26 protein-coding genes are annotated in these 26805 nt (G+C 44.5%); 22 read left to right on the forward strand and 4 right to left on the reverse strand.

All coding sequences use genetic code 11. From position 1 onward, the window contains the following. Window positions 1–6 precede the first annotated feature (6 nt). The 9 genes from lpxK to pyrF all read left to right on the forward strand — a co-directional run bounded on the left by lpxK (window position 7) and on the right by pyrF (window position 7484). Entirely contained in the window at window positions 7–1014 is a 1008-nt protein-coding gene (lpxK, locus tag DUN60_RS03795) for a tetraacyldisaccharide 4'-kinase (RefSeq protein WP_114633215.1), read from the forward strand. After that, a complete protein-coding gene (locus DUN60_RS03800; protein ID WP_004736429.1) occupies window positions 995–1174 on the forward strand; it encodes a Trm112 family protein in 180 nt (59 codons plus the stop codon). The genes lpxK and DUN60_RS03800 overlap by 20 nt, the downstream gene beginning before the upstream one ends. After that, entirely contained in the window at window positions 1174–1920 is a 747-nt protein-coding gene (gene kdsB / locus DUN60_RS03805) for a 3-deoxy-manno-octulosonate cytidylyltransferase (protein WP_114633216.1), read from the forward strand. The genes DUN60_RS03800 and kdsB overlap by 1 nt, the downstream gene beginning before the upstream one ends. A 292-nt stretch (window positions 1921–2212) precedes the next feature. Continuing rightward, window positions 2213–2893 (forward strand): (d)CMP kinase, encoded by a 681-nt coding sequence (gene cmk / locus DUN60_RS03810; protein WP_017060237.1) that lies wholly within the window; start codon window positions 2213–2215, stop codon window positions 2891–2893. Window positions 2894–2999: 106 nt separating this feature from the next. After that, on the forward strand, window positions 3000–4670 hold the full coding sequence (gene rpsA / locus DUN60_RS03815; RefSeq protein WP_017057038.1) for a 30S ribosomal protein S1: 1671 nt from the start codon (window positions 3000–3002) through the stop codon (window positions 4668–4670). 121 nt (window positions 4671–4791) lie between these two features. Beyond that, window positions 4792–5076, forward strand: a complete 285-nt coding sequence (gene ihfB / locus DUN60_RS03820; RefSeq protein WP_017073307.1) for an integration host factor subunit beta — start codon at window positions 4792–4794, stop codon at window positions 5074–5076. Between the two features lie 129 nt (window positions 5077–5205). Beyond that, a complete protein-coding gene (locus DUN60_RS03825; RefSeq protein ID WP_004734544.1) occupies window positions 5206–5478 on the forward strand; it encodes a LapA family protein in 273 nt (90 codons plus the stop codon). A 12-nt stretch (window positions 5479–5490) separates the two neighbouring features. Then, on the forward strand, window positions 5491–6666 hold the full coding sequence (lapB, locus tag DUN60_RS03830) for a lipopolysaccharide assembly protein LapB (protein ID WP_114633217.1): 1176 nt from the start codon (window positions 5491–5493) through the stop codon (window positions 6664–6666). A 122-nt stretch (window positions 6667–6788) separates the two neighbouring features. Further along, window positions 6789–7484, forward strand: coding sequence for an orotidine-5'-phosphate decarboxylase (gene pyrF / locus DUN60_RS03835; protein WP_017078954.1), 696 nt, complete (start codon window positions 6789–6791; stop codon window positions 7482–7484). Between the two features lie 105 nt (window positions 7485–7589). Here the strand turns inward: pyrF and miaE are convergent, their stop codons facing one another. Both miaE and DUN60_RS03845 read right to left on the reverse strand, forming a co-directional pair. Next, a complete protein-coding gene (gene miaE, locus DUN60_RS03840) occupies window positions 7590–8384 on the reverse strand; it encodes a tRNA isopentenyl-2-thiomethyl-A-37 hydroxylase MiaE (protein ID WP_012604394.1) in 795 nt (264 codons plus the stop codon). A gap of 102 nt (window positions 8385–8486) precedes the next feature. Next, on the reverse strand, window positions 8487–9251 hold the full coding sequence (locus DUN60_RS03845; protein ID WP_004734562.1) for a hypothetical protein: 765 nt from the start codon (window positions 9249–9251) through the stop codon (window positions 8487–8489). Between the two features lie 322 nt (window positions 9252–9573). Between DUN60_RS03845 and cysB the strand changes: the two genes are divergently transcribed. Both cysB and DUN60_RS03855 read left to right on the forward strand, forming a co-directional pair. After that, window positions 9574–10548: an HTH-type transcriptional regulator CysB gene (gene cysB / locus DUN60_RS03850; RefSeq protein WP_114633218.1), complete on the forward strand. Its 975-nt coding sequence runs from the start codon at window positions 9574–9576 to the stop codon at window positions 10546–10548. A 342-nt stretch (window positions 10549–10890) separates the two neighbouring features. Next, window positions 10891–12099, forward strand: coding sequence for a methyltransferase (locus DUN60_RS03855; RefSeq protein ID WP_114633219.1), 1209 nt, complete (start codon window positions 10891–10893; stop codon window positions 12097–12099). Window positions 12100–12299: 200 nt separating this feature from the next. Here DUN60_RS03855 and ald read toward each other — a convergent pair whose 3' ends face one another. Continuing rightward, window positions 12300–13424 (reverse strand): alanine dehydrogenase, encoded by a 1125-nt coding sequence (gene ald / locus DUN60_RS03860; RefSeq protein ID WP_004734559.1) that lies wholly within the window; start codon window positions 13422–13424, stop codon window positions 12300–12302. Between the two features lie 156 nt (window positions 13425–13580). Between ald and lrp the strand changes: the two genes are divergently transcribed. From lrp to DUN60_RS03890, 7 genes are all read left to right on the forward strand, one after another. Further along, window positions 13581–14075 carry a leucine-responsive transcriptional regulator Lrp gene (gene lrp / locus DUN60_RS03865; RefSeq protein ID WP_004734558.1) on the forward strand — a complete coding sequence of 165 codons (495 nt, stop codon included), beginning with the start codon at window positions 13581–13583 and terminating at the stop codon, window positions 14073–14075. A gap of 14 nt (window positions 14076–14089) precedes the next feature. Then, the gene (locus DUN60_RS24650) at window positions 14090–14257 is read left to right on the forward strand and encodes a hypothetical protein (protein ID WP_157940053.1); all 168 of its coding nucleotides are present in this window, start codon (window positions 14090–14092) and stop codon (window positions 14255–14257) included. After that, on the forward strand, window positions 14238–17420 hold the full coding sequence (locus DUN60_RS03870; protein ID WP_114633220.1) for a DNA translocase FtsK 4TM domain-containing protein: 3183 nt from the start codon (window positions 14238–14240) through the stop codon (window positions 17418–17420). Before DUN60_RS24650 ends, DUN60_RS03870 begins: the two co-directional genes overlap by 20 nt. Window positions 17421–17495: 75 nt before the next feature. Then, window positions 17496–18092 carry an outer membrane lipoprotein periplasmic chaperone LolA gene (gene lolA / locus DUN60_RS03875; protein WP_004734556.1) on the forward strand — a complete coding sequence of 199 codons (597 nt, stop codon included), beginning with the start codon at window positions 17496–17498 and terminating at the stop codon, window positions 18090–18092. Between the two features lie 64 nt (window positions 18093–18156). After that, window positions 18157–19512, forward strand: coding sequence for a replication-associated recombination protein A (locus DUN60_RS03880; RefSeq protein ID WP_017089177.1), 1356 nt, complete (start codon window positions 18157–18159; stop codon window positions 19510–19512). Window positions 19513–19654: 142 nt separating this feature from the next. Then, window positions 19655–20962: a serine--tRNA ligase gene (serS, locus tag DUN60_RS03885; RefSeq protein ID WP_004734554.1), complete on the forward strand. Its 1308-nt coding sequence runs from the start codon at window positions 19655–19657 to the stop codon at window positions 20960–20962. A gap of 211 nt (window positions 20963–21173) precedes the next feature. Further along, the gene (locus DUN60_RS03890; RefSeq protein WP_004734553.1) at window positions 21174–21440 is read left to right on the forward strand and encodes a DksA/TraR family C4-type zinc finger protein; all 267 of its coding nucleotides are present in this window, start codon (window positions 21174–21176) and stop codon (window positions 21438–21440) included. A 104-nt stretch (window positions 21441–21544) separates the two neighbouring features. Here the strand turns inward: DUN60_RS03890 and bioA are convergent, their stop codons facing one another. Beyond that, complete coding sequence (gene bioA, locus DUN60_RS03895) at window positions 21545–22822, reverse strand: adenosylmethionine--8-amino-7-oxononanoate transaminase (RefSeq protein ID WP_114633221.1); 1278 nt, start codon at window positions 22820–22822, stop codon at window positions 21545–21547. Window positions 22823–22982: 160 nt separating this feature from the next. On the opposite strand from bioA, the gene bioB reads away from it, so the two are divergent. From bioB to bioD, 4 genes are read left to right on the forward strand one after another with little or no spacing between them, the layout of a single operon-like run. Further along, the gene (gene bioB, locus DUN60_RS03900) at window positions 22983–24035 is read left to right on the forward strand and encodes a biotin synthase BioB (protein WP_114633222.1); all 1053 of its coding nucleotides are present in this window, start codon (window positions 22983–22985) and stop codon (window positions 24033–24035) included. After that, window positions 24022–25233: an 8-amino-7-oxononanoate synthase gene (gene bioF / locus DUN60_RS03905; protein ID WP_114633223.1), complete on the forward strand. Its 1212-nt coding sequence runs from the start codon at window positions 24022–24024 to the stop codon at window positions 25231–25233. The genes bioB and bioF overlap by 14 nt, the downstream gene beginning before the upstream one ends. Beyond that, the gene (bioC, locus tag DUN60_RS03910; protein WP_114633224.1) at window positions 25234–26037 is read left to right on the forward strand and encodes a malonyl-ACP O-methyltransferase BioC; all 804 of its coding nucleotides are present in this window, start codon (window positions 25234–25236) and stop codon (window positions 26035–26037) included. Then, window positions 26034–26717, forward strand: coding sequence for a dethiobiotin synthase (gene bioD / locus DUN60_RS03915; RefSeq protein WP_054546661.1), 684 nt, complete (start codon window positions 26034–26036; stop codon window positions 26715–26717). The genes bioC and bioD overlap by 4 nt, the downstream gene beginning before the upstream one ends. Window positions 26718–26805 lie beyond the last annotated feature (88 nt).

The following is a 26805-nucleotide window of genomic DNA, read 5'->3' on the forward strand; positions in this document are numbered from 1 at the left end:
CTTGTTGTGATCGAAAAGATTTGGTTTAACAATCATCCGTTAAAATACCTTCTTTGGCCGCTACTGTGGTCATTGAGTCTGCTTTTCAAAATGATCAGCGGTCAACGACGTGACGCCTATCTATCCGGTAAAAAAGAGACCTACCGTCCGCCCTTACCAGTAATTGTTGTTGGTAATATTACCGCTGGTGGCAATGGTAAAACACCGGTTGTGATTTGGTTAGTTGAGGTGCTTCAAGCTAACGGCTTTAAACCTGGAGTGGTTTCTCGAGGTTATGGGGCAAAAGCGCCAAGCTACCCGTTAGTATTGGATGAAAACACGCCGGCTGAACATTCTGGTGATGAACCTCGTTTAATCAGAAAGCGAACGGGTGCGCCTGTCGCAGTCGATCCTGTGCGTGCAAACGCGGTGAAAGCTTTATTGAACGAAGGTGTTAATGTCATTATCACTGATGACGGCCTTCAGCATTATGCACTTGAACGTGATATTGAGTTTGCGGTTATCGATGGTGCGAGACGCTTTGGTAGTGAATGCCTCATTCCTTTGGGTCCATTAAGAGAGCCAGTATCTCGTTTAGATGACGTAGACTTTTTGGTTAACAATGGCGGTGAAGTGCAGGGGCGGGAATTCTCTATGTCTTTGCGACCAAGCCAAGCCGTTAACCTAAAGACTGGTCAGAAAATATCGGTAGCAGAACTACAGAAGTTGGTCGCTTTTGCTGGTATTGGTCATCCGCCACGCTTTTTTAAAACATTGGAAGATCTTGATGGTGATGTGGTTTTCACACAGGGCTTCGCCGACCATCAAGATTTCGATAAAGATGAACTTTATGCCTTAGCAAAGAAAGGTATGAATATGATTATGACAGAAAAAGACGCTGTAAAATGCGAAGAATATGCTCAAGACAACTGGTGGTATCTTCCGGTATCTGCGCAGTTCGATGAAGATTCGCAACAGCAAATTTTAAAAAGAATAAAAGAGGTTATGGAATACTATGGATCACCGTCTGCTTGAGATCGTTGCTTGCCCTGTATGTAAAGGTAAACTAACTTTTGACAAGGATAAGCAAGAGCTTGTTTGTAAAATTGATCGCCTTGCTTACCCAATTAAAGAGGGTATTCCTGTTCTTTTAGAACCTGAAGCTCGCACCGTTTCAATGGATGAGGGTAAGTAATGTCTTATACGGTTGTTATACCTGCGAGATACCAATCGAGCCGTTTACCTGGGAAGCCGCTTGCTGACATTGGTGGAAAGCCGATGATTCAATGGGTATACGAACAGTCAATGAAAGCGGGTGCCGATAACGTTATTATCGCTACCGACGACGCTCGAGTTGAAAAAGCGGCTAAAGCATTTGGCGCGACCGTTTGTATGACATCACCGAATCATGAGTCAGGTACTGAACGCCTAGCTGAAGTGATTGAAGTTATGAAGATTCCTGATGATCATATTATCGTGAATGTTCAAGGTGATGAGCCACTTATTCCACCTGCGATCATTAATCAGGTTGCTAACAATCTTGCGAACAGTACAGCTCCGATGGCAACACTCGGTGTGGAAATTACTCATGCTGATGAAGTGTTTAATCCTAACGCCGTAAAAGTTGTGACGGACAAAGATGGGTATGCCCTGTACTTTAGCCGAGCTACGATTCCTTGGGATCGCGATGCTTACGCGAACAGCGGTACAGCAGCGGAATCTCCACTGCTTCGTCACATTGGCATCTACGCTTATCGTGCGGGTTTTATCAATACCTATATCAATTGGGAACCAAGTACCCTTGAGCGTATTGAGTGCCTAGAGCAGTTACGTGTACTTTGGTATGGTGAAAAAATCCATGTGGCAGTTGCAGAAGAGGCGCCTGCTGCTGGTGTTGATACGCCTGAAGACCTAGAAGCGGTTCGAGCTATTATTGGCTAAGCTTCTTGGAGCTACTTCTTCTTTGCTCTACAAAATGCAAATTCATGAGCCTTGCTAGTTGCAAGGCTTTTTTCTATCTATCGAAAAGTGCGCTATCGAAAATCGCGTGCGTGTCTTATTGACCTAAGCAAACGGATATTGGGCTGGTTGCATTGGTTTATGCATCATCAACTCGGAATTATCTGAGATTTACCTCGCTCGACTTCCAATTTTTCTCTATAATATGCCGCCTATAAAGTAGTGGCGAATCGCTAGTACAGAATAAAACTTACGACAAAACGTGGAGTAAAAGATGCCTTCTCAAAGCCCAGTGATTACGGTTGATGGACCAAGTGGTGCAGGTAAAGGTACCCTGTGTATGTTGCTAGCAGATAAGCTAGGCTTTCATCTTCTAGACTCAGGCGCGATCTATCGCGTATTGGCTTTAGCGGCAATTCACCATGGTGTGGATACTGAATCAGAAGATGCTTTAGTACCGCTTGCGACACACTTAGACGTGCAGTTTATTGCTGAAGGCGATTTAGTTAAGGTTATCCTAGAAGGTGAAGATGTGTCTGGTGAACTTCGCAAAGAAGAAACTGGCATGGCAGCTTCAAAAGTAGCAGCTTTACCTCGCGTTCGTGAAGCACTGCTTCGTCGTCAACGCGCATTCAGCGCGGCACCTGGTTTGGTTGCTGATGGCCGTGACATGGGAACGGTTGTGTTCCCTGAAGCTGAAGCGAAAATATTTTTAGATGCAAGTGCTGAAGAGCGTGCGAGTCGCCGCCTTAAACAGTTGCAACAGAAGGGGTTAGATGTTAAATTTGACGACCTTTTGAGCGAGATCCAAGAGCGAGACGATCGAGATCGTAATCGCCCAGTGGCGCCACTTCGCCCTGCAGAGGATGCTCTAGTGCTTGATTCCACCTCAATGAATATTGAGCAGGTAGTAGAAAAAGCACTACACTATATTGAATCGAAACTGGCTGGGTAATTTCGCCGAGCTAGTACGAACGTTGGTCGCAAGGATGATGACCGGCGAATTTATCAACCCCATGCGGTAGGATACCCATGGACGTTTAATTATTGAAGATTAAATAATGACTGAATCTTTTGCTCAACTCTTTGAAGAGTTTCTATCTGAAACTGAATTCCAACAAGGCAGCATCGTTAAAGGTACTGTAGTAGCTATCGAGAACGGTTTCGTTCTTGTAGATGCTGGTCTTAAGTCTGAATCTGCTATCCCTGCTGAACAATTCAAGAACGCTGCTGGCGAACTTGAAGTTGAAGTTGGTGCTGAAGTAGACGTAGCTCTAGACGCTGTTGAAGATGGTTTCGGTGAGACTCAACTTTCTCGTGAGAAAGCTAAGCGTCATGAAGCTTGGATCGTACTTGAGAAAGCTTGTGAAGAAGCTGAAACTGTTGTTGGTATCATCAACGGTAAAGTTAAAGGCGGTTTCACTGTTGAACTTAACGGTATCCGTGCTTTCCTTCCTGGTTCTCTAGTAGACGTACGTCCTATCCGTGACACTGCTCACCTAGAAAACAAAGAGCTAGAGTTCAAAGTAATCAAGCTAGACCAGAAGCGTAACAACGTTGTTGTTTCTCGTCGTGCTGTTATCGAATCTGAAAACAGTGTTGAGCGTGACGAACTTCTTGAAACTCTACAAGAAGGTACTGAAGTTAAAGGTATCGTTAAGAACCTTACTGACTACGGTGCATTCGTTGATCTTGGCGGTGTTGACGGTCTTCTACATATCACAGATATGGCTTGGAAGCGTGTTAAGCACCCATCAGAGATCGTTAACGTTGGTGACGAAATCCTAGTTAAAGTTCTTAAGTTCGATCGTGAGCGCACTCGTGTTTCACTAGGTCTTAAGCAACTTGGCGAAGATCCATGGGTAGCAATCGCTAAGCGTTACCCAGAAGGTCACAAACTTTCTGGTCGTGTTACGAACCTAACTGACTACGGCTGCTTCGTTGAAATCGAAGAAGGCGTTGAAGGTCTAGTACACGTTTCTGAAATGGATTGGACTAACAAGAACATCCACCCTTCTAAAGTTGTTAATGTTGGCGACGAAGTTGAGGTTATGGTTCTTGATATCGACGAAGAACGTCGTCGTATCTCTCTAGGTCTGAAACAGTGTAAAGCTAACCCATGGCAGTCATTTGCAGAAATGCAAGCTAAGGGCGACAAAGTTACTGGTAAGATCAAGTCTATCACTGACTTTGGTATCTTCATCGGTCTAGAAGGCGGTATCGACGGTCTTGTACACCTATCTGACATTTCTTGGAACGCTGCCGGCGAAGAAGCTGTACGTGAATACAAGAAAGGCGACGAAATCTCTGCTGTTGTTCTAGCAGTAGATGCAGAGCGTGAGCGTATTTCTCTTGGCGTTAAGCAAATGGAAAACGACCCGTTCAACGCATACGTTGCTGACAACAAGAAAGGTGTTCTTGTAAACGGTACTGTAACTGCAGTTGACGCGAAAGGCGCTACTATCGAGCTAATCGAAGGCGTTGAGGGTTACCTACGCGCTTCTGAAGTATCTCGTGACCGTATCGAAGATGCATCTCTAATCCTAAGCGTTGGCGACAGCGTTGAAGCGAAGTTCACTGGTGTAGACCGTAAGAACCGCGTAATCAACCTATCTATCAAAGCTAAAGATGAAGCTGATGAGCAAGAAGCAATGGCTTCACTGAACAAGTCTGATGAAGGCGCGTTCGGTAACGCAATGGCAGACGCATTCAAAGCTGCTAAAGGCGAATAATAGCTTCTCATTAAGAGAATTATAGCTATATAGCCAAGAAAGGAGCCGCAAGGCTCCTTTTTTTTTGCTTATTTTTCCGATAGGTCTATAATTTCTAAAAAGAAAACCAACGAGGGTAACTATGACTAAGTCTGAATTGATTGAAAGACTGTGCGCTGAGCAAACGCACCTTTCTGCAAAAGAAATTGAAGACGCTGTAAAAGACATTTTAGAGCACATGGCTTCAACACTAGAAAGTGGTGATCGAATCGAAATTCGCGGTTTTGGCAGTTTTTCTCTGCATTTCCGTGAACCTCGTGTTGGACGTAATCCTAAAACTGGTGACAAGGTTGAGTTGGAAGGCAAATACGTTCCTCACTTTAAACCAGGTAAAGAGCTACGCGAACGAGTAAACTCAGGACTGTAGACTACTTATCGGAATTAAGAAAAGCGGCATACTATAATGTATGCCGCTTTTTTATGACCATAATATGGTGGTCTGATTAGTAATTTTCCTGCATAATCGTACAGCTAACTAACCAATGAGTGATGAACTATGAAAATTATAAAAATAGTCGCCGTTATCGCACTTTTCCTAATTGCACTGGCTTTAGGCTCTCAAAACCAAACAAGTGTGAATTTCAACTATCTGCTAGCGCAAGGTGATTTTCACCTATCAAGCTTGTTAGGTGTTGTCTTTGTTTCAGGTTTTGGTCTTGCTTGGTTAGTCTTCGGCAATATGCACATGCGATCTCAACTGAGAATTCATCGTTTGAAGAAACAACTCAATAAGCAATCAAAGCAGGTAGCTGCTGATACCAAAGCTTAAAGGTCTTATTTGATGTTAGAGTTACTGTTCTTGCTCTTACCTATTGCCGCCGCTTACGGTTGGTATATGGGTAATCGTAATGCTCAGCAAGAAAAACAGAAACAATCACACCAGATTTCCCGTCAATACGTGACGGGTTTGAACCTATTACTGTCAGATCAGTCTGACAAAGCGGTTGATCACTTCATTGAACTCCTTCAAGTCGACAATGAAACCATCGATACTCACTTAGCTTTGGGCAACTTGTTCCGCTCTAGAGGTGAAGTCGACCGTGCTATTCGTATCCACCAAAACCTTATCTCCCGTTCGGGGCTTACTCTCGATCAGAAAAACCTCGCACTACAACAATTAGCTAAAGATTATATGGTCTCTGGCTTTCTTGATCGCGCCGAAAAAATCTTTGAACAGCTTGTAGAAGAACCCGATCACAAAGAGGGTGCTCTACAGCAGTTGGTTGCTATTTATCAGCAAACTCGAGAGTGGAACAAGGCTATTCATTACGGAAATATCCTAGTTAAGCTCGGTAAGAAGAAAATGAAGATGCGCGCGACCGTTGCACATTTCTGGTGTGAACTTGCGATGCAAGAGCAAGCCGATGGTAATCGCTCTAAAGCGCTTCAGAATTTCAAAAAGGCACTTTCTGAAGACCCTAAATGTGTTCGTGCTAGCATTGCTCTAGGCAAGTTCCACTTAGCGAACGAAGACTACCAAAAGACAATCGATTGTTTGGAGTCGGTACTCGAGCAAGATATCGACTTTATTAGTGAGGTGTTGCCAACCCTTGCTGAGTGTTACCACAAGCTTGGGCAAGAGGCTCAATTGGTCGAGTTCCTTAAAGCTTGTATTCAGAATAAAGCTGGTGTATCCGCTGAACTGATGCTCGCTCAATTGGTTGCTCACCATGAAGATGTTGGTTCTGCTCAAGAGCTACTAACAAAGCAGCTAGTCAAAAATCCAACCATGAAGGGTTTTTATCGATTAATCGATTATCACCTAGCGGAAGCAGAAGAAGGTCGTGCGAAAGACAGCTTAACCACACTTCAATCTATGGTTGGTGAGCAACTTAAGGTTAAGCCTCATTATCGTTGTCGTCAGTGTGGTTTCTCAACACACTCAATGTATTGGCACTGCCCTTCATGTAAGGGGTGGGGAACGATCAAGCCTATTCGTGGGCTTGATGGTGAATAGATTTGTGGTCATTTTAAGACCAAATTATTAATTGCAGCTTTCGGGCTGCATTTTTATGACTGTTATTTATGGCCTGATTGGTATAAATATTTTGTAGAAAGTTAACTGCGTTAGGAGATGAAATGAACGACCAAAAAATCATTGTAGCATTGGATTATGATAACCAAGCGGATGCGTTAGCCTTTGTTGATCGTATTGACCCAGCATCTTGCCGTCTAAAAGTGGGCAAAGAGATGTTTACCTTGTTTGGTCCTGAATTTGTTCGTGAATTGCATAAACGTGGTTTCTCAGTATTTTTGGATCTTAAATTCCACGACATCCCGAACACATGTTCAAAAGCTGTGCGAGCTGCCGCGGAATTAGGCGTTTGGATGGTGAACGTACATGCAAGTGGCGGTGAGCGCATGATGACGGCGTCTCGCGAAATTTTGGAACCGTATGGTAAAGATCGTCCGTTGCTAATTGGCGTGACAGTACTGACTAGTATGGAGCAATCTGACTTGGCGGGTATTGGTTTGGATCTTGAGCCACAGCAGCAGGTGATGCGCTTGGCATCTCTGACTAAAAACTCAGGCTTAGACGGCGTTGTATGTTCGGCACAAGAGGCGTCTTTACTTAAAGGTGCACTTGGCCAAGAATTCAAGCTAGTAACTCCTGGTATTCGTCCTGTAGGTGCTGATGTTGGTGACCAGAAGAGAATCATGACGCCTTCTAAAGCGATTGAGTCAGGTTCTGACTACCTTGTTATCGGTCGCCCTATCACTCAAGCGATAGACCCTGCCGCTGTACTTGCAGAGATCAACGGCACGCTAGCTTAGGTTTGCATCAGAAAGCTATTCAAATAAGAAGGCCAGCAAATTGCTGGCCTTCTTATTTGTGTACGAGATACCGAATTGGTCTGGACTTGAGTTATCTTGCGTAGTCTAAACCGGAGCGCCACTATGGAACTTAAAATCGCTGTCTTCTGAAGTAATAAGTTCCGCTTCTACTTGCGCGAAATGAGCAATACGCTCTGAGATATCTTTCCCTGCGATCTGCTCTGCTAACTCAAGATAATCTTGGTAATGACGAGCCTCTGAGCGAAGCAGAGACACGTAAAACTTCTCCATATCTTCTTCCAAGAATGGAGCCAATTTTGCGAAACGCTCACAAGAGCGAGCTTCGATAAAAGCACCGATGATGAGCTTATCAACTAGAGCATCGGGTTCGTAAGTTTTGACTTGCTTGATTAAACCCTTAGCGTAGCGACCCGCTTCAATCGGTTGGTAAGTGACGCCTTTCTTTACCATCAATTCCATGACTTGGTAGAAATGATGCAGCTCTTCTTTGATCAGCAATACCATTTTATCGATCAGGTCAGCGCCGTAATTACAGCCTTCTTTCGCTGTAATTTGCTTTGATACGTTGCTTTTACCACGCAGAGACTCTAAGTCTCCGATACGACGGTAAGCAAATTGCTCGTAGGGCAAAATCCATTCATTCAGTTGTTTTGCGCTTTCTTTATCAACTGCGTACTTGCGGATAAGGAACAAAGCACTCTGTGCCGCCTTAAGCTCACAAAGCATGTGATCGCGTAGAATGATGTGAAGGTTTTCAGGCTTTTTGGCTTCATCGATCCATGAATCTGGCGTTTCAGCTTTAAGAAAAGAGTGGATTGGAGCTAATAATTCTTGATACATGGTCAGGGCAAGTTTGTTGATAATGCGAGATTTTATCACAGCTCAAGAGATCTCCCTATACAGAGAAAGGAAATTCAACAGCTACAAAAAAGGCCGCTAATTTAATGTAAATAAGCGGCCTTTAAGTATTGCGTTAGACAGTTACCATTTCTTCTTCTGACCGAAGAGGGCGTCCATGTCTTCGTCACGCTCTTTAGATTCGATCTGTTGTAAATCTTGTGCGTTTTTATCTTGGCGCTTCTGATCAAGATCGTTAAGCATCTGCTGAAGCTTTTCTTTCGCTTGAGTAGAGTATGAATCGTTCTTAGTTGCTAATGCGTCGATACCTTTACGCAGTAACTGAATTGCTGTGCCTGGTTGTCCTCGAGAAATCGAGTCGTTTGCACGCTTGATAACATTTTCGATGTTGATACGAATTTGAATCGTCTCTAAACGAGCGTTTTCAACCACATAAGCTTGAGTCTCGAAGCGGCCTTTATTGTGCTCGTTACGGACCGTATCACGTAGGCGCTTAACTAGCTTCAGCATCATGATCGCTTGTTTGTCACTGCTTGGAACGCGGAAGGTAGTACTTTCACCACCTTGGTAGTTCTCTTTAAGCTGAGTGATTTGTTGTTTTACGCTTTCAATGCGTTGGGCAAGCTGCTTGTTTTTGGGATCGAGCTGATACATGTTTTCTAACGCATCAAGAATTCGATTGTTTAAGCATATAAGAAGATCTTGGCTAAACGGCATGTGATGAGCATTACCAATCAACTCTTCTGTTCCGTCAATAATGGTTAGATAACGAGAAGCTTCCTGTTTCTTCGCTGTTTCTACCTTAACTTTGTATTGAAGCATGATGTTGTAGCCTAAAACCAACACCAAAAGAACGGCGACTAAGGCGATTATTAAACCAATATTCATATATTTGTGTCTGCTTGTTGTTTTCTATAGCTAACTTGAGAGGATACACGATTCCATTGTGTATCGGCACTCGTAAATTGCAATTTTTGATTATCTCTTGTTGAGCACAATCGGCAATCAAAACTTACCAACTAATGTATGAGAATGAGGTGTGGGTTGCAAAGCGTTAGTGATGTTTTTGTTTGTTAAGCTAGAAAAACTCATTATTTCTGTCATTTTGGTTCTCGAAGCGTTATAACTATTAATTATATTACACGAGACTATAAAGCTCTATTTGCAAATAAGTTAGCGCAGAAATGAGTAAAGGATTACGAGGTTAGATATGAAGTTACAGCAACTGAAGTACATTGTTGAGGTTCTAAACCATAACCTAAATGTTTCAGCGACAGCAGAGAGTTTGTATACATCTCAGCCCGGCATTAGTAAGCAAGTTAGGTTACTTGAAGACGAGCTAGGCATTCAGATTTTTGAACGTAGCGGTAAGCATTTAACTCAGGTTACACAAGCCGGTGAGGATATTATTCGTATCTCTCAAGAGATTTTGGCACGTGTAGATAGTATTAAAGCAGTAGCGGGTGAGCACACTCATCCTGAGATGGGCACATTGAATATTTCAACCACTCATACTCAAGCTCGTTATGCGCTCCCTGATGTGATTAAAGGTTTCACGGCACGTTATCCAAAAGTGTCGCTTCACATGCACCAAGGTACACCAAGCCAGATGTCAGAAGCGGTCGCTAAAGGGACTGCGAACTTTGCGATTGCAACGGAAGCGCTGCACCTATATCAAGATGCAATTATGCTGCCTTGTTATCATTGGAACCGTTCGATAGTGGTAACGAAAGATCACCCTCTTGCACAGAAACGAAATATCTCGATTGAAGATCTTGCTGCTTATTCCCTCGTGACTTATGTATTTGGTTTTACTGGCCGTTCCGAGCTTGATACTGCATTCAACAAAGTAGGATTAACACCTCGAGTTGTATTTACCGCAACGGATGCAGACGTAATCAAAACTTATGTTCGTATGGGGATCGGAGTTGGTGTAATCGCAAGTATGGCGATTGACCACGAGCAGGATACAGATTTGGTTGCTATTGATGCGAGTCACCTATTTGGTGCTAGCACCACAAGCATTGGCTTTAGAAAAGGCACTTTCCTACGTTCTTACATGTTTGATTTTATGGAGCGTTTTGCTCCGCACTTAACTCGTCCTGTGGTTGAACAAGCTATTTCTTTGAAATCGAATGAAGAAATCGAAGAGATGTTTAAAGACATCGACCTGCCTGTTCGCTAAGGGGCACAGTCTTTAATTCGATTCCTATTCGGCCTGTTTACAGGCCGTTTTCATTTGAACTCGGTTTTGGTTTATACCAATCGTAGTAAATAACTGGTCACCCTAGCTTGTTAAAACGCTCGATAACGTTGTTAGAACTTTTGATTGCAGAATAAGTACTTATCGAAACGACTTGCCGAACAGAGCTGCCTTGTTCTCAAGCCTTTACCTGCGCTACTTCTGTTCACTGACTTTCCGTGATTGGTATTACTTACTGATAGCCTGTCCCTATAGCCTCGATTTGTATCCTTCCTTTCCATTTCGGCCTCTTACCCCTACAATTCTCGCACCATAGGGGGAAGCATGCATTCACGATTTACAATACTCGACTCATTCTTGTTAGAGCACCAAGTCTATTGGCGTTCGGAGCCTTTTCATCTATGCCAAACTCACCATCAACCATGGAAAGATGTGAATCGCCCACTTGTCGATTGGTTAGAAAGTTTGAGTATTGAGCGCATTCAAACGTTAAAAGAGCAGCCTCAGCTTTTGGTCGAGGAACTGACTCGCTTCCTCCCTCGATTAGATGCTGCTAACCAAAATATCCAGTTTGATAATACGGCTTTGGTTGGATTAGACCTCCCTCGTGGTGCTGCTGATGGTATTCCCGGCAGAAAGCTGCAACAAATCGTGGCGATGGGAGAGGCTGCACTTGAACACCATCACGGTAAAGAGTGGCTTGAATGGTGCTCTGGCAAAGGCTTTCTCGGTCGAATCTTATCTCAGCAGTCAGATCAAAAGGTCACTAGCTTTGAGTGGCAACAGTCACTGTGTGAAAGCGGGCAAAAGATTGCAGATGCTCAATATCTAGATATGAGCTTTGTTCAAGGTGACGCGTTTTCAAAAGATGCAGATCGGGTGTTTAACTCAAATCAACACGCTGTTGCTCTTCATGCTTGTGGCGACCTTCATGTTGAACTAGTGAAGAAATCTGTTTCACATGGGCTTCCTGCAGTGACCATTTCTCCTTGCTGCTACCATCTTATTCGTGGTGAAAACTACCAAGCCATGTCTTCCGTTGCGAAAAGCTCTGCATTAGCCCTAAGTAAAAGTGATTTAAGAATCCCGCTTCAAGAAACCGTCACTGGTGGTGAAAGAGTAAAGAGACATCGCCAACTAGAGATGAGTTATCGTTTGGGCTTCAGCAAACTGCTCCAAGCTGAACGTCATATTGACGAATACATTCCGGTGCCAAGCATTAAAAAATCAGAGCTATCTAAGGGTTTTGAATCATTTTGCCACTGGGCATCTGAAGTTAAAAAAGTATCGCTGGGCTCAGACGTCGATTTTGATTTCTACTTAGCCCAAGGCGAGGCGCTTTTCTGGGAAATGGAGAAGTTGAGCTTAGTACAACAAGTCTTTAGACGCCCATTGGAGATATGGTTGGCCTTAGATCGTGCCATCTATCTGCAAGAACAAGGCTATGAAGCTTCGATTGAAGAGTTCTGTGAACGCAGTATTACGCCAAGAAACCTATTGATTCATGGGGTTAAAGTTGAGCGTTATCAGTAAACAGAACTGTTGCGTGTTTTACGATCTAAACTCATAAAAGCAAAGTCATAAATGAAAAATGAAGCTATAAATACAAGACAAAGCTATAAATGTAAAAAAGCCAGCGCGACATAATGTCGTACTGGCTTTTTGTTTAATGCGTATGAGTTAACTGAACGCTTCAACGAGAAGGTTATTGCGTTCAGTTAGCCATTACATCATTAGTTAAACATCGCGATTGCTTCAGCTGGATCTACGTATTCAAGGTCAAAGCTCTCTGCAACTTCTTTGCAAGTTACTTTACCGTGAATAACGTTAAGACCTTCTAGGAAGCCTTCATCAGATAGAAGTGCTTCGCGGTAGCCTTTGTTCGCTAGCTTAACAATGTAAGGAAGTGTTGCGTTGTTTAGCGCGTAAGTAGAAGTACGAGCAACGGCACCTGGCATGTTAGCAACACAGTAGTGAACTACGTCATCAACAATGTAAGTTGGATCTGCGTGAGTGGTTGCGTGTGAAGTTTCGAAACAACCACCTTGGTCGATTGCAACGTCAACAACAGCTGAACCTGGCTTCATCTTAGCGATGTGATCTTTTGTAACCAATTTAGGCGCTGCTGCACCTGGGATCAGTACTGCACCAATCACTAGGTCTGCTTCTAGAACATGCTTCTCGATAGCGTCTTCAGTAGAATAAACCACTTTTGCGCGACCTTGGAATTCTTCATCAAGACGACGAAGCGTATCTACGTTGCGATCAAGAATGGTTACGTCTGCGCGAAGGCCAACAGCCATACGTGCTGCGTTAGCACCCACAACACCGCCGCCAACAACAACAACTTTCGCTGGTTCAACACCAGGAACGCCGCCAAGAAGAAGGCCACAACCACCGTTAGATTTTTCTAGTGTTTGTGCACCTGCTTGAATAGACATGCGACCAGCGACTTCAGACATTGGTGCTAATAGTGGCAAGCGACCCATATTATCTGTTACAGTCTCATAGGCTACGCAGACAGCTTTGCTCTTGATTAGCTCTTCCGTTTGTGGAAAATCTGGTGCAAGGTGTAAATAGGTAAATAATATTTGCCCTTCACGAAGCATAGCTCGCTCGACAGCTTGAGGTTCTTTAACCTTTACAATCATCTCTGCTTTCGCGAAAACGTCAGCAGCAGTAGGAAGAATGGATGCGCCTACAGCGATGTAATCATCGTCTGAAAAACCGATACCAGTACCGGCATTGGTTTCAACAAAAACTTGGTGGCTATGTGAGATTAGTTCTCTCACGCTAGCTGGGGTCATACCAACGCGGTATTCGTGGTTCTTGATTTCCTTCGGTACGCCAATGATCATCCTGACTCCTCATTATATTATGGTTGTTTTATCTATGTGTAGGGTAATTCTGTCGAATTAATATCTAGTATAGATAGGTTCAGATAGAATTTGATACCGAATATTAAAAAGTTGTAGTATATTTTTTTGCAAGGAAGTAATAAGGTGGAATAAAAAATGGCAGACAATTATAAGAAGCCGTCCAAGGAACTAGATCGTATTGACCGCAACATTCTTAATGAGTTGCAAAAAGACGGTCGTATCTCAAACGTTGAACTCTCAAAACGAGTAGGACTTTCTCCCACTCCATGTCTTGAGCGTGTTCGTCGTTTAGAACGTCAAGGTTACATTACTGGGTACACAGCGTTGCTGAACCCACAGTATCTTGATGCTTCACTTTTAGTGTTTGTTGAAATTACGTTGAACCGTGGTGCTCCAGATGTGTTCGAACAATTCAACACCGCTGTGCAGAAACTGGATGACATCCAAGAGTGTCATTTAGTGTCGGGTGATTTTGACTATCTTCTAAAAACACGTGTATCGGATATGGGTGCTTACCGTAAGCTACTGGGTGATACGTTACTTCGTCTACCGGGCGTAAACGACACTCGAACTTACGTAGTAATGGAAGAAGTGAAACAAACCAATCAACTTGTGATTAAAACTCGTTAGTCACAATTGGTGAAATGAAAGAAAGCGGACATTTGTTCCGCTTTCTTGCTTTCTGGAATTGGGTTTTTCTGTTTGATATGGTTAAATCAACAGTAGTTTCATTGAAACGGGCGGCTTTGGTCGCTCGAGATGTTTTATTCCGTTTAATTATTAAGTTGGTTTATGTTCAAGCAGAGCAGTAATAAAGTAGAAACAATCATTAAAACGAGTGAAGAGCCTCAGTCTCCTCGTTTGAATGGTTCTCAACGTCTAAAAGAGTGCAGCCTGATTATGGGTGTTCTCTTCTCTATTCTACTTGCCGTTGCGTTATTAACTTTTAGTCCTGCAGACCCATCATGGTCGCAAACGGCGTGGGGTGGTGACATTCAAAATGCGGGTGGCTACCTAGGTGCATGGTTGGCGGATACGCTTTTCTTTGTGTTTGGTTCTTTGGCTTACCCTTTACCTATCTTGGTAACGGTTGCTGCGTGGGTATTATTCCGTAAACGTAATGAAGACGAGCAGATCGATTTCATGCTGTGGGGCACTCGCTTACTTGGCCTTACTGTCCTTATTCTTACTAGTTGCGGTCTAGCCGATATCAACTTTGACGACATTTGGTACTTTTCGTCAGGTGGCGTCGTGGGTGACGTACTAACAAGCCTTGCGCTTCCCACGTTAAATGTTCTCGGTAGTACGCTAGTTCTTCTTTTCTTATGGGGAGCTGGCTTGACGCTATTAACCGGAATTTCTTGGTTAAGTATTGTGGAATGGCTAGGCGAATGTGCCATTAAATTTTTTACATCTGCTGTTAATAAGGCTCGTGGCCAAGATCAAGAGCTACTTGAGCCTGAATTGAAAGAATCGACAGACAGAGATTCTCTAACGGAACGTCATCAAAAGCCGACTTTCCCTGATGTTCATGCGTTAGAAGACAATCTTATCGAAGGTAAGGCTATAGAAGGGTATAAAGAAGCAGAACAAGATCAGCTCGACCCTGCGATGAGCTTCTCTGCGACCAACGACTCTTCAGACACTGGCGTAAATGCGTTGGACAACAGTGCAACGTCGAAGCGTCATTACAATATCCATATGCCAGTAGAGGCTCCAGCTAAGCCAGAGGTTTCTACTTATGAAGCTCCGCAAGTTCAACCTGAAATTCAACCAGAGCAACCTATCTCTGTCGCTCCTGTTTACCACGCGCCAGAAGAACCTTTAGAAGAAGGTATTGAGCGCTCGAAGCAGTTGAATGCGACGATAGAGCAGCTAGAAAATGCCGCTATGTATGAAGATGATCTTGCTGAGCAAGATCAGACTGATGCTCACGAATCTCAGGCTGCGTACCAACAATACATGCAGCACGACCAACCAGAAGTTGTCCCTACTGATATAGGCCTTGAAAGTGCCGAGTCAGCAGTCGATAGCATTTTAGAAGTTGATCGCATTCCAGAAGTTGAGAGCGAATTCGATACGGAAGATGTTCAACCAGAATCGTTATACGCTTCGCCAATGGGCGAACTAGAAGAAGCAAGTGAAAACGATTTCTCAGTACAAGCATCACCGTTTGATGTGGCTGAAGAACAAAGTTATGAACAGTCTACAGAGTTCGAGTCCGTATCGACTGAAGAAGATAATGTAGAGCAACCTGAGTCTTTAGTTAACCAACAAAATAATTCAGAATTTGAGCAATCAAACGAACAAACTCAAGAGCCAACGGTTGATCTTCCTTGGGAACAAGTAATAGAAGAAGAGCCTCTGCACCAAGATCAAGATGTTGCAGCCTTCCAAAGCCTTGTCTCTGAGGCACAAGCGAACATGGCGGCGACACAAAACCCGTTCCTGGTACAGCAAGATGTTAACTTACCGAAACCGGCCGAACCATTGCCAACGCTTGAGTTGTTGTTCCACCCTGAAAAACGTGAAACCTTTATTGACCGCGATGCACTAGAGGCGATCGCTCGTCTTGTTGAATCGAAGCTAGCGGACTACAAGATCAAAGCTGATGTGGTTGATATTTTCCCTGGTCCTGTCATCACTCGATTTGAACTCGATCTGGCTCCGGGCGTCAAAGTAAGCCGTATTTCTGGCCTTTCTATGGACTTAGCTCGTTCGCTTTCTGCATTGGCAGTACGTGTCGTCGAGGTAATACCGGGTAAACCTTATGTTGGTTTAGAATTGCCGAACATGAGCCGTCAAACCGTATTCTTCTCTGATGTGGTGGGCAGCCCTCAGTTCCAAGAAGCGAAGTCACCAACGACCGTTGTTCTAGGGCAAGATATTGCTGGTGAAGCGGTTATCGCTGACCTATCGAAGATGCCACATGTTCTGGTTGCAGGTACAACCGGTTCTGGTAAGTCTGTCGGTGTAAACGTGATGATATTGAGTATGCTTTACAAGGCATCACCAGAAGACGTTCGCTTCATCATGATCGACCCGAAAATGCTGGAATTATCTATCTATGAAGGTATTCCACATCTGCTGTCTGAAGTTGTGACTGACATGAAAGATGCGTCTAACGCCCTTCGTTGGTGTGTAGGTGAAATGGAACGTCGTTACAAACTGATGTCGGCTCTCGGTGTTCGTAACATCAAAGGCTACAACGACAAATTGAAGATGGCCGCGGAAGCGGGTCACCCAATTCATGACCCACTGTGGAAGCCGGGCGACAGCATGGACCCTGAAGCACCATTGTTGGAAAAACTGCCTTATATTGTGGTTGTCGTCGATGAATTCGCCGATTTAATCATGGTAGTCGGTAAGAAAGTGGAAGAACTGATTGCACGTTTGGCGCAGAAAGCGCGTGCGGCTGGTGTTCACTTGATCTTAGCCACTCAACGTCCTTCGGTGGATGTTATTACTGGTCTTATTAAAGCAAACATCCCAACTCGTGTTGCCTTTACGGTATCAACCAAAACAGATTCAAGAACTATTCTTGACCAAGGTGGTGCAGAATCATTATTGGGTATGGGTGATATGTTGTACTTACCACCGGGTTCAAGCCACACAACGCGTGTACACGGTGCGTTTGCATCTGATGATGATGTACACGCGGTAGTGAACAACTGGAAAGCACGCGGTAAGCCAAACTATATTGAAGAGATTACGAACGGCGACCAAACCCCGGAAACACTGTTACCGGGTGAGAAGATGGAAGGCGATGAAGAAGTCGATCCACTGTTTGATCAAGTGGTAGAACACGTTGTCCATTCACGTCGTGGTTCAGTTTCTGGCGTACAACGTCGATTTAAGATTGGCTACAACCGTGCGGCACGAATTGTTGAGCAGCTTGAAGCTCAAGGCATTGTGAGTACTCCGGGCCATAACGGTAACCGTGAAGTCTTAGCGCCAGCGCCACCAAAAGATTAGTTCCATTCGGAACTCATAACTATTAAGTCGGTCAAATCGAAAATATGACCGACGTATGTTCTAACAGGATTATTGATGAAAAAAGTATTCGCACTTTTATTTATGAGCTTTTCAGTATTGGCTTCTCCGAAAGAAGAACTGAGTAGCCGCTTGTCATTGAATGCAGGTTTTAGCGCCGACTTTAAACAAGTCGTGACTAGCCCTGATGGTGATGTTGTTATGGAAGGCGAGGGCACAGTTGAGATTGCACGCCCAAGCTTATTCCGTTGGGAAACGACTTTCCCTGATGAAAACGTGTTGGTATCTGATGGTCAAAGCTTGTGGTACTACAGCCCGTTCATTGAGCAGGTTAGTATTTACTGGCAAGAGCAAGCAACATCACAAACACCTTTTGTCTTGCTGACTCGTAATCAAGAAAGCGATTGGGACAACTACAATGTCGCGCAAACGGGTAACCAATTTACGCTAACGCCGACAGCTGTGGATTCTAATCAGGGTGACTTCCAGATTAAGATCACTGAAAAGGGTATTGTTCAGGGCTTTAACGTGATTGAACAAGACGGTCAGAAAGGTGAGTTTACCTTTAGCAATGTTGACTTAGGTAAACCTGCAGCAGACCGCTTTACTTTTGTGGCACCGGAAGGTGTCGAGGTCGACGACCAAAGAAACTGATCTAATGAAGCAGATCATTTGGTAATACGTCGATAGGCACAGATGCCATCAACGAATCAAGAGATTGCAATTGAGTAATTACAGCTTAGATTTTGCAGGGGACGAAGATTTTCGTCCCCTTGCTGCTCGTATGAGACCTGAAACTGTCGAACAGTACATCGGTCAGCAGCATATATTAGGCCCAGGTAAACCACTTCGTAGAGCGTTGGAAGCGGGCCATATTCACTCGATGATTTTATGGGGGCCTCCTGGCACCGGTAAAACCACGCTGGCGGAAGTGGCAGCAAACTATGCGAATGCTGAAGTTGAGCGCGTATCAGCGGTAACCTCGGGTGTTAAAGACATTCGTATCGCGATTGAAAAAGCGCGTGAAAACAAACAAGCAGGGCGCAGAACGATCCTGTTTGTGGACGAAGTCCATCGCTTTAACAAAAGTCAGCAAGATGCCTTTTTGCCACACATTGAAGATGGCACCGTGACCTTTATTGGCGCGACCACGGAAAACCCATCCTTTGAACTGAACAACGCTTTGTTGTCACGTGCGCGTGTTTACAAGCTGACTTCGCTTCATACAGATGATATTTCTCTCGTTATTCGCCAAGCTATTGAAGATAAACAGCGCGGTCTGGGTGATGTGACAGCTGATTTTGCTGATAACGTCTTAGATCGCCTCGCTGAACTGGTCAACGGTGACGCACGTATGTCGCTCAACTATCTTGAGCTGCTGTACGACATGGCAGAAGACAACGACAAAGGCGAGAAAGCGATAACGTTACAGTTGCTGGCTGAGGTAGCAGGGGAGAAAGTCGCTCGCTTTGATAATAAGGGCGATATTTGGTACGACTTGATCTCCGCTGTTCACAAATCGATTCGCGGTTCAAACCCTGATGCGGCGTTGTATTGGTCAGCAAGAATGATTGCTGCGGGTTGTGATCCTTTGTATATCGTAAGGCGTTTGCTGGCGATTGCTTCTGAAGATATTGGCAACGCTGACCCAAGAGCAATGCAGGTCGCAATGTCCGCTTGGGACTGCTTCACTCGAATTGGTCCTGCCGAAGGGGAGCGTGCTATTGCACAGGCGGTTGTTTATCTCGCGTGTGCACCAAAGAGTAACGCAGTCTACACCGCTTGGAAGCAAGCGTTAACGGATGCACACAATCTGCCTGAGTATGAAGTTCCTCATCATTTACGAAATGCACCCACAACTTTGATGAAGGACATGGGCTACGGGCAAGAATACCGTTATGCTCATGACGAACCTGGTGCCTACGCAGCTGGCGAAAAGTATTTGCCCCCTGAAATGGGAGAGAAGCAATACTATTTCCCAACAAAACGAGGCTTAGAGACTAAAATTGGCGAGAAGCTAGATTATCTGGCGGATTTGGACGCAAAAAGCCCACAAAAACGCTATGAAAAGTAGTCTTTTTTGGATATCGTTACCTAGTCATAAAAATTCAATTAAATCGTTTGAAATTGGTCGAAATAGCACCAATTTTAGGGGTTTAGCAGTGATTCAGTAGCAATCTACTGAATATTCAAATAACTAAAGCATAGGATTAGCAATGCTGGATTCTAAATTACTTCGAGCTGAGCTGGATGAAACAGCGGCAAAATTAGCACGTCGAGGCTTCACCCTTGATGTAGAGACAATTCGTGAACTTGAAGAAAAACGTAAGTCCCTTCAGATGAAAACTGAAGAGCTGCAAGCGTTACGTAACTCTCGATCGAAGTCCATTGGTCAAGCGAAAGCAAAAGGCGACCATGAAGAAGCTGAGCGTATCCTTGCTGAAGTAGGCAACTTAGGCGCAGAACTAGACCAAGCTAAAGTAACATTGGCTGAGCTTCAATCTGAGCTAGAAACGATCACAATGTCGATTCCTAACCTACCTGACGCAGAAGTGCCAGACGGTAAAGATGAAGACGACAACGTAGAAGTTTCTCGTTGGGGTCAACCTAAGACTTACGACTTCGAAGTGAAAGATCACGTGGATCTAGGCGAAATGTCTGGCGGTCTTGATTTTGCTAGCGCAGTTAAAATTTCTGGTTCTCGTTTCATCGTGATGAAAGGCAAATTCGCACGTCTACACCGTGCTATTGCTCAGTTCATGCTGGACCTTCACACTGATGAACACGGCTACACAGAAATGTACGTACCGTACCTAGTGAACCACGATAGCCTATACGGTACTGGTCAACTTCCTAAGTTCGGCGAAGACTTGTTCCACACAAGCCCGCTAACTGAGCAAGTAAGTGATGTACCTCTTAAGACGCTATCGCTTATCCCTACTGCAGAAGTACCGGTAACGAACATGGTTCGTGACACGATTACTGATGAAGCTGAACTGCCACTTAAGATGACAGCTCACACTCCATGTTTCCGTTCTGAAGCGGGTTCTTACGGTCGTGACACTCGTGGTCTTATCCGTATGCACCAATTCGACAAAGTTGAATTAGTACAAATTACTAAGCCAGAAGATTCAATGGCAGCGCTTGAAGAGCTAACAGGTCACGCTGAGAAAGTACTTCAACTTCTAGAGCTTCCTTACCGTAAAGTGATTCTATGTACTGGTGACATGGGCTTCGGTTCTGCGAAAACTTACGACTTAGAAGTATGGGTTCCAGCACAAGAGACATACCGTGAAATCTCTTCTTGTTCAAACATGTGGGATTTCCAAGCGCGTCGTATGCAAGCTCGTTTCCGTCGTAAAGGCGAGAAGAAACCTGAACTTGTACACACGCTAAACGGTTCTGGTCTTGCTGTTGGTCGTACTATGGTTGCTATTCTTGAGAACAACCAAGAAGCAGACGGCCGTATTGCTATCCCAACAGTACTTCAGCCATACATGGGCGGCGTAACGCACATTGGTTAATCAGTAAAACTGTTATACGAAAACCCAGTCAATCGGCTGGGTTTTTTATTATCTGTTACACCGGAAAGCAGTGAGTCGAGGGTCAATTTTATTACTCATTTGTAATAGTGTTTCTCTAATTTAGGTTATTATTACATCACTAAAAAATGGTTATAATGCGCTCTTATCGCGGTAGGTACAAATTTTCTCATGCAAATACAGAGGAGGACTTATGGCCGTAGGATGGGCAGGTGACGATAGCGTCAGTCAGCAAATTCAAAATACCATTGATGATGAGATCTCTCGTGTAAGAGGGAACATTCAAAGTGGGGAAAGCTTGCATTATTGTGACGAGTGCGGTGATGAGATATCAGAAAAGAGACGGCTAGCGATTAAAGGCGTGCGTTTCTGTATTGGATGCCAGTCCATGTTTGAACACGTTGCGCATCGTCACTCATTGTTCAATCGCAGAGCAAGTAAAGACAGCCAACTTCGTTAGAAGGCAGTCGCTCTCTATTGTCGATAATAATGAACCGACCTCTCCTTAACTTCAATATTGCAGATAGCAAATGAACCAGTAAGGAGAGGTAATAGCTTTGTCTTCTATTTAAAGCAGTGGCGATCTTTTAATGCGCAATTAATAGCGGAAACAAGTTTCTCGATGTGCTCAGGCTTGCTAATGAAGGGAGGCATGATATAAATCAATTTGCCAAACGGGCGTATCCAAACGCCTTGCTCTACAAAGTGAGCTTGGATGGTTTCCATATCCACAGGCGTGTGAGTCTCAACAACGCCAATAGCCCCTAACCAACGCACGTCTTTAACCAGTTCATGCTCTCGCAACGGTGGTAGCAACTCAGAAAAGAGTTGTTCAATCTGTTGAGTCTGAATTTTCCAATGGCCTTGCTCGATGATGGATAAACTTGCCGCACCGACTGCGCAAGCCAATGGGTTGCCCATAAAGGTTGGCCCATGCATAAAGCAACCTGCTTCACCGCTACATACGGTGTCTGCGACTTCTTTGCTCGCAAGCGTCGCTGACAGCGTCATATAGCCACCAGTTAGCGCTTTACCTACGCATAGAATGTCCGGTTGAACACCGGCATGCTCACAGGCAAACAGTTTCCCAGTGCGGCCAAACCCGGTCGCAATCTCATCCAAGATAAGTAATACGTTGAATTCATCACACAGTAAGCGAACCTGTTTTAAGAACTCAGGGTGGTATATGCGCATGCCGCCAGCACCTTGAACTATTGGCTCTAAGATCACGGCTGCAACCTCTTCATGATGGGTTGTGAGTTTCTCTCGAAAGCTATTGATGTCACTTGAATTCCACTCATCCCAAAAGCCAGTTTTTGGCGAATCAGCGAAAATATGCTCAGGCAAAAAGCCTTTGTAAAGGCTATGCATCGAGTTATCCGGATCGGTCACTGACATCGCCGCGAAGGTATCTCCGTGGTAACCATCTCTTAGCGTTAGGAACTTTGAACGAGGTTGCCCTTTAGCATGCCAGTACTGCAGTGCCATCTTAAGGCTAACTTCCACGGCCACTGAACCTGAATCGGCCAAGAATACGTGCTCTAGATTACTTGGCGCTAAATTCAGCAGTTTCTTACATAAATCGATAGCGGGCTGGTGGGTGATACCGCCAAACATAACGTGTGAAACCTTATCGATTTGGCTGTGAGCCGCAGCATTGAGCTCTGGATGATTGTAGCCGTGGATGGTTGACCACCAAGATGACATACCATCAATAATTCGTTTTCCGCCTTCTAATTCTAAGTAAACACCGTCTGCGTTGGTGACTGGGTAGCAGGTCAGAGGTGTTAACGTTGATGTGTAAGGATGCCAGATATGCTGGCGATCAAAGGCGAGATCCATAGTAACTTCCATTCTTGAAGTGATTAAAAAATAATCAGATGTAAACTTTTGATATTATCAATGTGTTGACAGTCTAAAGCTTGTCGGTAGACTAGCCAAGCATAAATGCAATCTCTATTGATGGAGGTGCAATATCAAAAAAATAAAAAAGGATCGACACGTGGAAGTTCGTCATGACTGGACAGTTGCTGAAGTAACAGCGCTGCTTGAAAAACCGTTTATGGATTTAATGTTTGAAGCTCAAGTTGTTCATAGACAGTACCAAGAGCACAACCACGTGCAGGTGAGTACGCTTTTATCAATTAAGACGGGTGCTTGCCCTGAAGATTGTAAGTACTGCCCTCAAAGTGCTCACTACCGAACAGATGTCGACAAAGAACGCTTAATGGAAGTCGAGCGTGTTTTGGATGCGGCGCTAAAAGCTAAGAACGCGGGTTCGACTCGTTTCTGTATGGGCGCGGCATGGAAAAATCCGAAAGAGCGCGATATGCCTCACCTAACTGACATGATCAAAGGTGTGAAAGGCATGGGCCTAGAAACGTGTATGACGCTAGGTATGCTAACGCCAGATCAAGCGGGTGAGTTAGCGGACGCAGGTTTGGATTACTACAACCACAACCTTGATACGTCTCCTGAGTTCTACGGCAGCATCATTACTACTCGTACTTACCAAGATCGTTTAGACACTCTATCTCACGTACGTGATGCCGGAATGAAGATTTGCTCAGGCGGTATTATTGGTATGGGTGAAAGCACCAATGACCGTGCGGGTCTACTTGTAGAACTGGCTAACCTTCCAGTACACCCTGAGAGTGTGCCAATCAACATGCTCGTGAAAGTGAAAGGCACACCGATGGAAAACGTCGATGATGTTGAGTCTTTCGATTTTATCAAACTTATTGCCATTGCTCGTATCATGATGCCAATGTCTGCGGTTCGTCTATCAGCGGGTCGTGAGAATATGAATGAACAGATGCAAGCGATGTGTTTCATGGCTGGCGCGAACTCTATCTTCTACGGTTGTAAGCTACTGACTACACCAAACCCAGACGAAGACACGGATATGCAGTTGTTTAAGAAGCTGGGTATCAATAGCCAACAGGTGGCTCAAAAGCCTGACGAAATTCAAGAAAATGAACTGTTAGATCAAGTGGTGGAGCGCGTTGCTGCTCGTCCAACGAAAGATGACATGTTCTACGATGCCACTGTTTAAATCTCGCATCAAAAGTGCCCTTGCTCATCGCCGTGAGCAAGGGTTAACTCGTCAACTTAAGGTGTTAGAAAGCAGTGATAGTCCTTTGCTTACTAGCGAAGGTTCTAGCTTCATTAATTTTTCGAGTAATGACTATTTAGGCTTGGCAAACGATCCTGAACTGGTCGATGCATGGCAAACCGGACTTTCCCAATATGGTTCCGGCAGTGCTGCATCGCCATTGGTCACGGGTTTTAGTCCTGCTCATCGAAATTTAGAGACTCAGCTGTGTGAATGGCTTGGCTTTGAACGTGCCATTCTCTTTAGTTCTGGTTTCAGTGCTAATCAAGCTTTGTTGTTTTCTCTGCTCGAAAAAGACGACTCTCTGTTGCAAGACAAACTTAACCACGCCTCCTTGATGGAAGCGGGGATACTTTCACCTGCAACCATGAAACGCTTTAAGCACAACGACACGCAACACCTCGATTCTTTACTAAGCCGCTCTCCACAATCGTTAGTCGTGACTGAAGGTGTGTTTAGCATGGATGGCGACGAAGCGCCTCTTAGTCAGATATTTAACCTGACTAATCGATACGATAGTTGGTTGGCGGTTGATGATGCCCACGGTATCGGCGTACTAGGTGATAAAGGGGCTGGGAGCTGCAGTGCAGCACAAATCTCACCTGATATCTTGGTGGTGACCTTTGGTAAAGCATTTGGCCTTTCTGGTGCTGCGATTCTTTGTTCGTCAGAGGTGGGAGACTACTTAACTCAGTTTGCTCGTCATCATGTGTATTCGACCGCGATACCCCCTTCACAAGCGGTGGCTTTGTCTCATGCGTGTAAGATGATTCAGACGCAAGAGTGGCGTCGTGAGAAGTTGACAGAACTTGGCGCCCTTTATGCTGAGCAGATGAGTGGCGTGAAAGGCTTTATTGATACTCAGACCCCAATCAAGCCGTTCGTTATTGGCGAAGCCCAAGCTGCATTATCTATTGCCGAAGAATTAAAGCGTAACCAAGTTTGGGTAACGGCGATAAGACCACCAACCGTACCGACAGGGACGGCTCGTTTACGAATTACGTTAACGGCCAATCACAGTCAGGAACAGATTCTTCAGTTAACTGACTCGTTGCTTCAAGCAATAGAGCGAAGCAATGACTCTGGAAGCAAGCCAAGCATAGAATCAAGCTTTGAATTAAAGAAAGAGGCTCAGTAAATGTCACAAGAAGCAGTAGTGCATAATTACGTAAGCCAAGATAAGAATGCGATTGCCGAAGCCTTCGGTAAAGCAGCGACAACGTATGACAAACACGCTGAGTTTCAGCGAGATGTTGGCCACCGACTCCTAGACAAGCTACCGAGAGACCTCTCTGGCTTAAAGGTGCTCGATTTAGGTTGTGGTACTGGCTACTTCTCTGAGCAGATGGTAATGCGTGGTGCTGAAGTAGTATGCGCTGATCTTTCTGCTGGAATGTTAGGAAGGGCAGAGCAGCGTTGTGGTACATCGGTTTCTTTATATCAACAAGCCGATGCTGAGCAATTACCGTTTGAAGATGGGTGTTTTGACATCGTTTTTTCAAGCTTAGCGTTGCAATGGTGTGATGATTTATCGTCACCTTTAAAAGAGATGAAGCGTGTTTCCGCGGTTGGTGGGCGTGTAATTTTCTCAACTTTGCTTGATGGGTCACTGTTTGAACTGGAAAAATCATGGTCCAAAATTGACGCACATCAACACGTTAACCATTTTATTACAATCAATCAGGTAAAAATTGCGTTAGCGCAATCTAGCTGTACTGCTCATCAACTAGACTTGCCCACCATCACCGTTTGGTACGACACTGCGTTTGAACTGATGCGCGACCTTAAAGGTATCGGCGCTAATCACGTAAGTGGTCGCTCACAAGGTTTAACAAGTCGCCGCATGTTGCAGCTTGTTGAACGGGAATATCGAGAGTTTAAAAACCATCAAGGTTTCTTACCAGCAACATATCAAGTTTGTTTAGGGGTTATTCAATTATGATTGATGCATTATTCATTGCAGGTACGGATACCGAAGTGGGAAAAACTGTGGTTTCAAAAGCGATTCTTCAAGCTTTGGCCGCACAGGATTTATCAACAATTGGCTATAAGCCAGTTGCTGCAGGGTGTGAACAATACCCTGAAGGGTTACGTAACAGTGATGCATTACACCTTCAAGAAGCTGCGACGCAAGATGTTGCTTACGAAGACGTTAACCCGTATGCATTGTTGCTACCATCATCACCTCATATCGCAGCTAAGCATGACGGTGTCGTGGTTGATGAAGCGGTATTATCAGCGAAGCTAGAACAGCATAAGCAAAACTCTGACATCGTTTTAGTTGAAGGTGCTGGTGGTTGGCGTGTGCCGGTTTCAGATGACGAATACTTGTCTAGCTGGGTTAAAAAAGAGCAGCTTCCAGTTGTCCTAACTGTTGGTATTAAGCTGGGTTGTTTGAGCCACGCTCTGTTAACTGCTGAAGCGATTCGTGCAGATGGTCTAAACCTAGTAGGTTGGGTAGCGAACCGCATTAATCCAGGCACTGAACATTATGCTGATATTATTGCGATGCTTGAAGACAAGCTAGGTGCGCCGAAGTTAGGTGAAATCCCTTACGTACCAAGAGCAAAGTCTAAGAACATTGGTAAGTACATTGATGTGCAGCCTTTGCTTACGCTTTAATTCTCACCTAGTGTACTAAACAAGAAAAGGGCTGCGATTGCAGCCCTTTTGCTATTTTAAGCCTTTAGACCATACGTTTGTAAAAACC

This window comes from Vibrio splendidus (assembly GCF_003345295.1).
Lineage (GTDB): Bacteria > Pseudomonadota > Gammaproteobacteria > Enterobacterales > Vibrionaceae > Vibrio > Vibrio splendidus_K.